This window comes from Flavobacterium sp. NKUCC04_CG, from assembly GCF_019345525.1.
GTDB lineage: Bacteria > Bacteroidota > Bacteroidia > Flavobacteriales > Flavobacteriaceae > Flavobacterium.
On the sequence record NZ_JAHKRA010000004.1, the window covers coordinates 106270 to 118871 of the forward strand.

A 12602-nucleotide genomic window follows, 5' to 3' on the forward strand; every position below is an offset into this window, starting at 1 on the left:
CACCTAACAAGGGATTGGCACAATGGCTAGTTAAGTCATAAAACAAACTTTCGCCTTTCTATTCCGCAAAAAGCCAATTACATTGACTTTTTACTTAAATTTATTCAATAAATTGGCTTTTGCTTACTGTGTCGCTAAATTGAAACTTTTCGCTTCAATTTCCGCCACTTCGCAAAGCCATGAACCGTTAGCTGAAAGTATTCAAAATCTAACCGAAAAACAAATGTCGAGTGATAAATTTATATTGGCCTGTTTATAAAAATTTAGAAAAAGAAGTTATTGAACTTTCATTCAATATATACTTTGATGACAATCAGTTTGAGTACATTAAAGATAAAGAAAAAGGCTTAGTAAAAAGTCCTCCATATTCTCTAAAAATTGGAGAATTATTAATAAGATGTTGTACTGAAATAGAAGCTTTAATAAAAGAATTAACATCAGGAAAAGATACACTTATTAAAAGACTTCCAAATGTTGACAGTAACAGAGCTATCACAAATGGTTGTAGATTGAAATATTTATTTAAAACGTATTGTATTGATGAAAAAATTGTTGTTGTTTCATCTAACAATATGTATTTTAAAAAGGCTGAAAATAAATCATTTACTCCATTTAAATACCAAAAAAACAGCATTGATGATTATTATTCTGCTTACAACGCAGTTAAACATAATAGAAATTTAGAAACATTACATAAAGGGAATATCAGATATTTACTTAAAGCATTAGCTTCTCTTTATATTTTAAATTTATACTATAGAAATGATATAATCAACTTAGATAGAAACCCTAACTATGTTCCAAGTTTCTCTGATATTTTTATGATAGATTCTTTAAAAGCTTCAATGACAGAAAAAAACGGTAAAGTAAAAATCACATATTCAAATTTTAATGCTTTAAAAAGTTCAGTTTTTCTAGTAAAAAAAGGTACTAGTTTTACGAAAAAAGAATATCAAATAATAGATAGTTTTAATTCTGAAGTTAATAAAAAAATAGCCGAAATAAAGTTACTTAACCCCAATATTGAACATATTAAAGCTATAGAATTAGCTGTTCAATTGTCTCAGTCAGGTCAACAGCTAAAAGAGTCTAGTGAAAATATAGAATATGAAGCGATAATAGTCAATCCAAAAGATATTGATTTCTATATTAGCATTGGTTGTAAGGAAAAATTCAATGATGAAGAATTAAAAATTATTGAAACTGAAATAGAAAGTTTAAAATTAGAGCATTAAAAAATAATACCTTCAGCTAACACAAGTTTGGCGCAATGGCGGGTAAAGGCAAACTATTAGGTTGGTTTTATTTTTTGTCGCACTCGCCTATTTCCTTTTTATTTATTAAATTTAAAAATCAAAAGGCGTTGCTTAGTTTTGGTTAATCGTAAAGTTCCGGCTTTATTTTTTCGCCACATGCGCCAAGCTTCGTCATGTTAGCGGTCATTGTAATGAAAACTCTCTTAAACCAAAATAAGAATTATGGAGCATACATTTGAAGCAGGAATAAACATTGCGATAAAAATACCCAAAAGTAAATATGACGCAACGGTAGATTTTTATCGAGACGTATTAAAATTTGAAGTTAAAGAAGTTCAAATAACAAATCCGACAGTTTCGAAAACTCATTCTGTTAAGTTTGGAGCAAATGTTATCTGGCTAGATTGCGTTGACAATTACACGCATTCGGAAACTTGGCTACAATTAACAGTCCCAAATGTAGAAGAGGCGACAGAATATTTAAAATCAAACGGTGTCGAAACTTGTGATGAAATTGAAGAGTTACCAAAAGATATGCATTGGATTGCTGATCCAGCTGGAACAGTTTTTAATTTGCAGAAAAAGTAAAATTCACTAAACGAACTGCAAACAGCGGTTTTGCGCAACTTCTGTTTCATTGGTAAAAGAAACTGCTTTTTTCCATAACTTCGTTCGGTCCCGCCGAGAGAACCCAGTTCCAATTTCCTTAGCTGTCGCAAAGCACAGAGCTTTATGTGTAAACCTTTGATAACCGACCGATCTAATAAACAACCGACAAAAAATGAATGCGTATTTTCCTTGTAAATTAGTTGAACACCCAAAAGGTTTTTCAATGATTTGTTCAGACTTTCATTATTTCGATAATTATTTTGGAGATCAAGATTGTGGTGGTTACACGGTAGAAAGACTTGCGAAAAAACTTGTAGAAGAACATAAAATTCAAAAAGAAGTTAGTTTTGATAGTGAAGCGGGAATGTTTTGTGCCTACTCACAAACTAAAGAAGATTTATTAAAGTTAGCTCAGTTGTTAAGAGATATAACAGGAGGTGAAGAAAACCATAGTGCACAAACTGAGGTTAACCCTAAAATCCCTCTTGAAGAAGCAGAGAAATTACTGCTAAATGGGTTTGTTATTGGATTAGATGAGCAAGCTCAAAATGACTTTTACAAATATGTTCATTATCCCAATTTGACAAATAAGCAAAGTGAGTATCTGAATTTTTTAAAAAGCGGGCCTGTAGTGCTAAATTTAAAGTTGCTACTCCTATATCCGCCAAAAACGAATTGTATTCGTTTTTTTTCCTAAATTTAAGCCCTATAAATTCGTTTTGGCAACTGGGAGTAAAAGGATGAAAATTTCGTTTTCAAAACCCTGCCTTCGCCAAGCCCTGAAACATCACCTGCAATTACACCACCACTCTTTATGACAGAAAAATGGATACATTCCATGGACGGAGTTCCTTGGACAAAAGCTAAAATGACAAAGGCTGTTGAAATATTACGGACTGATGCTGCTGTAACTTTTGCCTTTGGAGCAGAAAAACTATCCGTATTAGAAGAATTAGATGAAATGGTATTTAGTGTAAGACCGGATTTGATTTTGCACGTTTGGAGCGTTTCTGATAAAAGAATTATAACAGATGAAGAGTTGGCTTCATTAACAAAAATGAAGCATGTTAGAAAACTGCATTTTAGTGGGTTTAACAATACCACATTACAGCCGGTTTCTCAAATGACACAATTGACCAGTTTGCAATTGGAACCGAATAAAAAGCTGGACATTTCTTTTGTGGAGAAGCTAAGTTTATTAACTAACATAAGTCTGACCGGAAGTTTTGTTGATATAGAAGCTTTGTCTAATTGTAGCGATTTGACAACAATTTATCTGTCTGCAACAGCGAACTCCTTTAGCTTTTTAAAATCTTTAAACAAGATTGAAAAATTTAGTATTGACAATTGTAGTGCTCCAAATGATTTCAGCTCGTTTAACAAGCCGTCCTTGCGCAATCTTAGTCTTACTTCGATAAAGCTGTTAGAAAACGTAGCTAGTTTGGCAGACTTTGAAAGCTTAGAATCCTTAAAACTCGACGCATCAAGAGTAAAAACACTACCCAATTTAATTGGACTTAAAGAGCTAAAAAAATTGGAGCTGGCTAATATGAAAGTTTGGAATAATCCCGAAGTTCTAAAGTCCTTGCGAAAATTAGAAGCATTGGAGTTAAATGAAATCAATACGAAATTAAAGGCAGAGCAATTTTACTTTCTTACGGAAATAGACACTTTAAAAACACTTGATTTTAGATTTATGGACTATAATAAAGCTAGAATTGAAAAACTTAATACAATTTTCAAGGAAAAAAATAAAGCCAATATTCTAAGAAAATAATTGCAGTTAAGGTGGGTTTTGCTATTGTAGTGCTTAATTTTACATGCGGCTTTCTTTTTTGCTGCCAGAGATGTTAGCCTTAATTAAAAAAACACTGATTACAGAGAATTTTCCAAAATAAAAAAATGCAACAAACTAAATCAATAATTTTCGGACTCATAATGATACTTTTCTCGATGCCATTATTTGCTCAGGAATCCAATGAAATCGAAACGATTACGAGAGAAATTCAGTCGCTTTACCAAAACTTAGAAGTTGATGATTATCAAAATATCTTACCTTATAAAGTGAAAGAGAAAACGGGCTTTGTTAACGCAAAAAATAAAAAACGGATCTTAAAACCAACTGCTAATCTGAAACAAGTAACCCTTGCAAAACCTAATATTACAGGTGTTTACAAGGGGGATTATGAATATGAAATCAACGCTAAAACGCAAGAAGTTCATGTGACAAAGATATATAGAGATCAAAATCTAATGGCTATGGAAGGTCCCCGTCAACCAAAAATAGACGTACTGGATTCTAAAGACGGATACAAAGGTTTTAAGGTAGATGATAATGGGAAGTTAGTAGCTTATTCGGATTTATACTATGCTCAAAGTCATCACGAATTTAATGTAAGCCCTTTTAAATTCAAAGGTAAATATTATGCTATAGCGACTAAGAAAACGGGTGATGATGAATATTTTGATGGAATAATTGATACGGAGGGAAATGCTTTACCTCAGTTTAATTTTAATGAAAAATGTATTAATAAAATTAAAGAAGAAACGGATGATATTTGGTTTACTACCGGGCTTTGTCGTGGTTTAAAAGGATCTTTAGTTAGTTTTAATGGAAAGATAAAATTTAAAAATGAGCTTTTGGGTTGGTTAAACAGCTCTGGTAATATTTTTAAGTACAATCACAATCACGATGACAAATGGACTACCCACGGTATTTTTGATACAGATAAATTAGAATGGATTATAAAACCTCAATCCAAAATATACATTAGAAAATTAGATTATACCAGCTACGAAAAATTAGATCAGGACAATATAACTGATGGCCCTAAAGCATCGATTTATTTCTTGGTAGAAGATGGAAACAAATCGTATTATATGGATTTGAGTTTAAATAAATATTTACCTTAAAACAAATTCGCTTCAATTTTTGCCACTGATGGCAAAGCCCGAAACGCTAGCCGTCATGGTAGATTGATACCCTAAATATTGAACAAATACAAAATGATAGACCATTTGCCGACCTATATTTCGCTGACTTTTGTACTGACAACCATGGCGACTTTATTGCTTTTTATTGGGACATCTAACATCGATCAGACAATTGATAAAGTATAAAACCGAAACAATAACGAACAAATAACAAGGAGTTTACCCCGCCATCGCAAACCCCGAAACCTTAGGTAATATGTTCAGAACGCGACCAATAATCCAATCGTTGCTTTTTTGAATCAATAGGCAAACGTTCATTTAATAAATATAATTGATTCAGTTTTTTAATGGCTAATTCAAAAGATAGTAAACCAACAAGTAATAATTGGTCAAAAATATATAGAATGCCTCGCACTTCTACACCGTCAGCTAAAGATTGTTTTCTTAGTTTACCGTCACCTGTTAAAAGGATAGCTGCATTCTTTTTTGCGTGATACCATACGGAACAATCTTCAACACTTAATCCATTATTTGTAGATAGAAGTTTAAATATATTAAGCAAATCATCTTCGGAAGATTCAATTAATATTAAAGATTGGTTTTGAATAAATGGCTGTATAACATTCTTTTGCTCTTCGTAAAGTTCTTCAAAAACAAAATCTGTTGTTTTCAATTCTAAATTTTGGAAACTAAAAAATACTTCAACTAAATCTAAATGAAATAGGTCGATTAAGATATTGGCATCGTTTATTACTATCCTCATGCTATTTTATTTACATAGTTGAATTCTCTAATACTTCATTGATATTAATATTTAATAACGAAGCTGCTTTACTAGATGAAATTAACTCCTGTGAAAATGCACGGTAAACTAATTGTTCATATCTATTGGATATTTCTGGAGTTTGAAATCGTTGAGCATCGACCTCATGTTTTAATCGGGGGTCATAATTTAGCTTTTTATAAAATTCAACTACTCTATTTCCACTTAATATCTTGCAATCTTTCAATCTATAAATTATCGCTCTAATACTTATACCATATTTACGTTGTACTTCTATTAGTTCCTTAAGTGATATACTTTCTCTTCCTTCTCCGAATTCTTTCAAAACCATAGATTTAGGGAGTAAAAATTCTGATGCAAACCTATTGCATATTTGCTCCTCAAATTTAACATCGCACTGAGGTAAGTCTAATAATAGATGTCCTAATTCATGCAATAGAGTAAACCGTTTCCTTTCGACATTAAAATTCTTATTTACAACAATCACTGGATATTTTTCACTCACGATTGATGCAAGACCATCAAAATTATTTTGAGGTTCATCAATTTCAATAACTTTAATTTCTTTATCTTCTAATAGTTGAACAATATTATGTATTGGATTAAAACCAATTTCCCATTCATTTCTTAATTCTTTTACAACATTTTCGATATCTTCTAAAGAACTTACCTTTCTCTTATTTAATGGATTGTCAAAAGAATTATTAATTTGTAATATATTTTCAATTTCCAAATAATGAGATAATTGATTTTTAATTTCTTCTTTTAAAGCATTAATTTTTTTTACAGAAAAAGAACTTCTTTTACGGAAATTAACATCTCCTAATTCAACATACGAAGGAGTGAAAAAATAATCCAATTTTACTTTCAATGATTTTGCCAACTGAATAAATGTCTTACTAGATGGCATTGAACTTCCATTTTCGTATTTCGAAATCATCTGTTTTGATACCCCGATTAAGTCGGCAAGTTCTTGTAATGACATAGCATTGAGAACCCTAGCTTGACGTATTTTTTGTGAAACAATTTCTTTCATAACAATTTAATTTAGTTGACACATATTACAAAAATAGTAATTTTGTCAACCCAATCAAGTTTTTGATTACATTTTAGCACATCGCCTATCAGGGTTTTGGCGAAAAGGGAGGTTGCTTTTAATGTATAAATGGACATATTTCAAATACGCTGATAAATACTCCTAATCTGTAAATTAAAGACCGTTCTTCGTTTTTTACAGCAAATTAATTATCTTTAACTCAGAGATTATTTTAATTTTGACGGCATGACACAAAACACCACTAACCGAAAGATTCATCAAGGAAGAAATATCAAACGTTTTCGAGAAATGTTGGGCATCAAACAAGACGCTTTAGCCTTTGAATTGGGTGAGGATTGGAATCAGCAAAAAATATCACTTTTAGAGCAAAAAGAAGCCATAGAAAGCAGTTTGCTACAACAAGTAGCTCAAATACTTAAAGTTCCTGTAGAAGCGATTGAAAACTTTGATGAAGAGCAAGCTGTAAACATTATTGCTAGTACATTTGGTGATAATGCTTTTAATTACGGGACAGTAAACATAAATCCAGTTGAAACCATATTAAAACTTCACGAAGAAAAAATTGCCCTATATGAGCGTATGCTCAAAGAAAAAGACGAAATGATGTTGCGCTTGGAAAAGCTTATTCACAGTAAATAAAATAATTTATAACAGTCAAAAAAAAGCCTAACCTTTGCTTAGGCTTTTTTATGGCTACACACGGCTTTCTTCCCTTGCCGCACACATCCATTTGGGTGGTAACTACGCTTGAGCATTATCTCTTAAACTTTTAATTTTCACTCCTAGTGACCGTTTTAGTTTCCTGAATAAAAAAGTAAAAAAATCTTTTATGCCTATACAAAAATCGCCAATTTGATTGAGGATTTTTGTATGTAGGTATCGACGACACTAGGGAATTGACTTCATCGAATCGACAATTTTCTGCGCGCCTAAACGAATCGTTGTAATATTTGTGAGCTAGCTATTATTTACTTTTTTTTCATTAAGTGCTTAATTTACAAATAAATAATTATATTAGTAGCGGAGTTAAGGAATTGAGGACGAGGTCTTTTTTTACGAACACGAATGTTTTTCAATAAGTGAAAAATACGTTTTGGTTTGATTTTAAGAGCTCAACATCCACCAAGGCACGACTAAAGATTTGAGTATATTTGCAAATAAATTAAAGAGTAATTCTTGAAAGTTGAACAAAACACAGAAAGACTGAAGTACTTACTGACACTGTTAAATATGTCGGTTGAAGAACTATTGCCTGTAATAAGTGAAGGTTTGACTAAACCCATTACAAAAGAGCAGATATTAAGTCCCAATATTGAATTGGGTCACCTTAAAAGAATTGATAAAGTTTTTAATAAGGGGATTCATTACTATTTAGACCCTAAATCGCCAGACGTTTCTAAAGATGCAAGTATATTTTTTAGAAAGACAAAATTTGATGTTGATTTAAGTCTAGGTGCGAGAAAAATTGTAAATCATTTTGAAGAATTTAAAATCTCTCTATCAGCCATTGCTGAGCTTTCAGATATAAAATTTGATAGAACATTGCCTCTTTTTACGATTAATAGCGAACCCAAAATTGTGGCAACAACAATAAGAAGTTTGGTTAATCCTGAATTTAAGGTTAGGGATAAAGATTTTCTTACCGAGTTAATAAAAAAACTTGCGGCTAAAAATATTTTGGTATTTGAATTCGTAGAAACTTGGAATAAAAAAGAGAAAGCTAATATTGACGGCTTTTTCCTTAAACCCAATGTCATTGTACTCAAGCGTCAACAAACTTCTTTTAAAAGAGAAATTTTTACACTGGCCCACGAATTGGGACATTATCTTTTGAATGAAGAAGAGATAGACCGAATTGATTATCAAGACTTCGTCAACCAAAAATTATCAAGAATTGAAACTTGGTGTAATGATTTTGCTTTCTATTTTCTCAGTGGCGAATTGGAGCAAATCATTGGAACTATGGATAGCTCCAATGCCCATAATGATTATAATATGGACTTGATTCAATCCATATCCGAAAAAACACATTTAAGTAGCATGGCTATTTTTACAAAACTACTGTTGCTTAATAAAATAAGCCCAGCGGATTATAACCAAGTAAAAATTGGTTTTGATGAGGAATTTAGAATTAAAAGCGAAGCATTAAAAGCGAAAAGAGAATTAGATAAACTGAACGGGATTAAACCAGGTGGATCAACACCAATAGCAATTAAATCACCATTACTAGTATCAACAATTCAGACCGCATTTTACGAAGGCGTAATTAATGAGATTGAGTTTTGTAAAAAACTAAATATAAAACCAGATAAAATAAATAGTTTCCTCTATGATAGTAGTAATTGACACCAGCTCTTTATTGTCGTTGGTTCGGTACTACTTACCATTTGACAAGAAAACCATTTTATTTGAAGCAATCAAATCTAAAATTGCAAATGGCGAAATCTTGGTTATTGACAAGATAATTGAGGAGTGTAATTATACATCAAAAGGAATTGTTGTTACTACACTGACATTTTTAGCTGACAAGACTTTTAATAAAACCAACAAACTGCCATTAAATACGGAATTCCTTTTACCACCTGCACCTGCTAAATTTCTAAGACTGGTTGACAATCAATTTGTAATTGGCGTTCAGAAAAATAGATTAACAGAAATACAATACGACTCTGTAAAAAATGATTTTATGAATTCCGCCGATGTGAAATTAATTTTGACAAGTCTAACTTTACAGAGAGACAATCCAGATAAAGAAATACTGCTCGTAACTGAAGAAACAGAGTTCAGTAATGATAATAAAGTTTTTAAAAAAATACCTGCAATGTGTTCGCTATTGGGCATCAAGACAATAAATATCCAGCAACTTATTAAAAAGCTCGATGGAATTAATTTTGAGATAAATTAAAAAAACAACTATAACATCGTGGTGGTTTAATAGAACGGCGAAATGGAAAGTTTTCTTATCCAGTACCATTGCCTTGTCCCACAACAGCAGTTTTCACTATACCGACACTCACAAATCACCAAATCAAAGAAATGGAAGAAATTATAAAATCAAGAGTTATAGAATTAAATAATACTTTAAACAACTATCTCGTATCTGGGGCCAAAAAGTATTCAAGAACTTAAAAAGCTACGTAGAAGGTCAAATCTACGAGCAAAACACTCCCGAAATTTATTTTTATACCGTTTATTAATTCACACAATTAACGTTTTGGTACTCATTTTTTTGTGTAAATGGATAGGTATATGATATTATTAAAGCTATAATATAGGGTTTATATTAAAAATCAAATTCATTATTCTTATTCAGTCTAAATAAATATATTTGCAATTGAAATAGCTATACTTCAGATAGTACCCAATGTTCAACAAATATATTTAAGTAAAGTATGAAAAGAATAAACTACATATTAATACTGATTACCGCCTTATTCGGTCAAATTTACAGTGGATTTGCCCAGCAATTTAGCCTGTATTCCGAAACCCCAATGCAAGGTGTTTTTTATGGGGATTGCGCAGCAATACATCTCAACAACGATTCCTATCCGAGCATAATTGCTTCGGGAGCTTTGTCTGGATATGAGTCCGGACATACAGCGCTTTACCGAAATGATTCCGGACAACTTAGCTTGTTGGGGCAGGAATTTTCATTAATCATGTATTCTTCTATTGCAACCGGCGATCTCAACGGCGACGGCTTGGAAGATTTTGCAATAATGGGAGTAAAGAACCAACCCGATACGCCTCAAGTACAAGTATTTGAAATTTACTATAACAACGGTGACGGTACCTTTACAAAAAACGATTCGACGGGCATTGCGGCGGCGAGTTACGGCTCTTTAAAGATTGCCGATTTAAACGGCGACGGTATGGCTGATTTGTTTGTTAACGGGATTAGCGGAAATACATATATATCAAAAATTTATTTTCAAGATGGGGATGGGAATTTTACGGAGTCCAACAACGTCTTAACCGGCACCTATTTTAGTGCTTCTGCCATTTTTGATGCTGATGGTGACGGTCGTCCGGATATATTGGTAACGGGTTTTAATACCAGTTATACGCCAAGTGCTACCTTATATATCAACCGTGGAGCAGGGGTTTTTGAGGCGCAAACCAGCGGTATAAATGGCGTTTATTTTTCGTCTGTAGATGCCAAAGATTTTGACGGTGACGGTAGTATTGACGTATTGGTTTCGGGAATGAATACGGCTTACGCGGGCAGTCTGACCCTATATCTAAATGATGGAAACGGAAATTTCTCACCTTCTAACCACAGTTTAACGGGCACCTATACCGGTGCATCCTCGCTGGTAGATTACAACAACGACGGACATATGGATGTGTTTTCCATTGGGTCCAATCCGAGTGGACAAAACACCACCCTATTTTATTTAAATGACGGCACGGGTAATTTGGTCGAAGATTTGGATACCGCGGCATTGGTACGCGGTTTAAACATGAGTAAGGCCAAATGGTTTGATTATAACAACGACGGTTTGTTGGATTTGCTTACTGTGGGTTATACAGGCGATGATGGGCTTACAGCCTTATATATTAACAACAACCAGCCCACTGCCGAAGTGGAAACTGTTGCAGTGACTACAGTAGATGAGGCGGAGCCTGTGATAAATACGGTTAACGGAACCTTACAGTTGGTTGCTGTAGTCAATCCGACTCAAGCAAATCAACGGGTTACTTGGTCTATAACAACTGGCGCAAACTGGGCAACTGTAAACCAAAATGGATTGGTAACTGCGGGTGCAAATGGAACTGTAGTTGTTCGTGCAACGGCTATCGCTGATGCAACTAAATTTGATGAAATCGAGATCACCATCGATGCAGCAGTAATCGAACAGGGCTATTGTGATATTACGGTTGAATTCAATATAGAACCGATTACTTTAGTCAATATAGCCGATCTAAATAACGCCACCTCTGCGGTGATCGACGGCAGTCCGGCTTATGAAGACTTTACTGCAATGACAGCCACTTTAGAACAGGGAAAAACCTATTCGCTTACGGTAAAAGGCAATACAAATGGAAATTTTGAACACGACATCCGCGTGTTTATCGACTGGAATCAAGACTTTCTTTTTGATATGCAACGCGAATACTATACGGTGTCTTTGTTACCGTCAAACGGACTGGATAACGTAACGGCTGTTATACCAATTACGGTACCGCCAAACGCGTTATTGGGACAAACGCGAATGCGCATTATTAAAGATATGTGGAATGTTTACGAAGCAGGCGAATTTGACGCTTGTACCGATGCCTACTACGGACAAATTGAGGATTATACTGTAAATATAGTCGAAGAAACAGTAGTGGTAACCGTAGAAAGTGTTACTGTTACTACTGAAAACCAGGTGGAACCAAAAATCACTATAGAAAATGGAACCCTCCAATTGGTGGCCCGTGTAAATCCAGCAGCAGTAAGCCAAGAAGTGACGTGGTTGGTTGTACAAGGACAGCGATTTGCAGGGGTAAATCAAAACGGACTAGTTACGGCCTTGGCCAATGGTCCGGTGATTATACGGGCAACCTCTGTTGAAGATACGGCTAAATTTGCTGAAATAGCGGTTGAAATAAACAGTACGTTATCGGTGGACAATTTCGAGCGTACGGATTTTAAATTTTACCCAAATCCCGTAAAAGACATACTACATATTTCTTCGGATTCGGAGATAACGGAAATACAAGTATTTAATTTAGTAGGACAACAGCTTGTCAATAAAACGGAAAATAACAAACAGGTCACTGTGGATTTATCAGCCATGGCAACCGGTAGTTATATGGTTAGAATTAAAACAGCATCTATTCAAAAAACCATTAAAATTATAAAAAAATAGATTTAAGTAAGATTCCCTTTGAGGGAATAATATTCTACAATATAGAGTAGATTAGTTAGTTGAAAAGGCCTCGGGTGTAAAATGCTCGAGGTTTTTTTAGGAAA

The 12602-nt window shown here is 33.5% G+C and carries 11 protein-coding genes; 9 read left to right on the plus strand and 2 right to left on the minus strand.

Going from position 1 to position 12602, the window contains the following annotated elements:
- Window positions 1–230 precede the first annotated feature (230 nt).
- The 5 genes from KO524_RS04480 (at window position 231) to KO524_RS04500 (ending at window position 4778) form a co-directional block, all read left to right on the plus strand.
- On the plus strand, window positions 231–1235 hold the full coding sequence (locus KO524_RS04480) for a hypothetical protein (RefSeq protein WP_219290860.1): 1005 nt from the start codon (window positions 231–233) through the stop codon (window positions 1233–1235).
- A gap of 243 nt (window positions 1236–1478) precedes the next feature.
- Entirely contained in the window at window positions 1479–1844 is a 366-nt protein-coding gene (locus tag KO524_RS04485; protein WP_219290863.1) for a VOC family protein, read from the plus strand.
- 193 nt (window positions 1845–2037) lie between these two features.
- Complete coding sequence (locus KO524_RS04490) at window positions 2038–2562, plus strand: Imm51 family immunity protein (protein WP_219290865.1); 525 nt, start codon at window positions 2038–2040, stop codon at window positions 2560–2562.
- 117 nt (window positions 2563–2679) lie between these two features.
- Entirely contained in the window at window positions 2680–3642 is a 963-nt protein-coding gene (locus tag KO524_RS04495; protein ID WP_219290867.1) for a hypothetical protein, read from the plus strand.
- A gap of 125 nt (window positions 3643–3767) precedes the next feature.
- Complete coding sequence (locus KO524_RS04500) at window positions 3768–4778, plus strand: hypothetical protein (RefSeq protein WP_219290870.1); 1011 nt, start codon at window positions 3768–3770, stop codon at window positions 4776–4778.
- A 268-nt stretch (window positions 4779–5046) separates the two neighbouring features.
- Here the strand turns inward: KO524_RS04500 and KO524_RS04505 are convergent, their stop codons facing one another.
- Together KO524_RS04505 and KO524_RS04510 are read right to left on the minus strand one after the other, a co-directional pair.
- Window positions 5047–5562, minus strand: coding sequence for a hypothetical protein (locus KO524_RS04505; RefSeq protein ID WP_219290873.1), 516 nt, complete (start codon window positions 5560–5562; stop codon window positions 5047–5049).
- Window positions 5563–5572: 10 nt separating this feature from the next.
- Entirely contained in the window at window positions 5573–6619 is a 1047-nt protein-coding gene (locus KO524_RS04510) for a helix-turn-helix domain-containing protein (RefSeq protein WP_219290876.1), read from the minus strand.
- 246 nt (window positions 6620–6865) lie between these two features.
- Between KO524_RS04510 and KO524_RS04515 the strand changes: the two genes are divergently transcribed.
- The 4 genes from KO524_RS04515 to KO524_RS04530 all read left to right on the plus strand — a co-directional run bounded on the left by KO524_RS04515 (window position 6866) and on the right by KO524_RS04530 (window position 12498).
- Window positions 6866–7279, plus strand: coding sequence for a helix-turn-helix transcriptional regulator (locus KO524_RS04515; RefSeq protein ID WP_219290879.1), 414 nt, complete (start codon window positions 6866–6868; stop codon window positions 7277–7279).
- A 537-nt stretch (window positions 7280–7816) separates the two neighbouring features.
- Window positions 7817–8986 carry an ImmA/IrrE family metallo-endopeptidase gene (locus tag KO524_RS04520; protein ID WP_255555137.1) on the plus strand — a complete coding sequence of 390 codons (1170 nt, stop codon included), beginning with the start codon at window positions 7817–7819 and terminating at the stop codon, window positions 8984–8986.
- A complete protein-coding gene (locus tag KO524_RS04525) occupies window positions 8970–9545 on the plus strand; it encodes a DUF4411 family protein (RefSeq protein WP_219290882.1) in 576 nt (191 codons plus the stop codon). The genes KO524_RS04520 and KO524_RS04525 overlap by 17 nt, the downstream gene beginning before the upstream one ends.
- 487 nt (window positions 9546–10032) lie before the next feature.
- On the plus strand, window positions 10033–12498 hold the full coding sequence (locus KO524_RS04530; RefSeq protein ID WP_219290885.1) for an FG-GAP-like repeat-containing protein: 2466 nt from the start codon (window positions 10033–10035) through the stop codon (window positions 12496–12498).
- Window positions 12499–12602 lie beyond the last annotated feature (104 nt).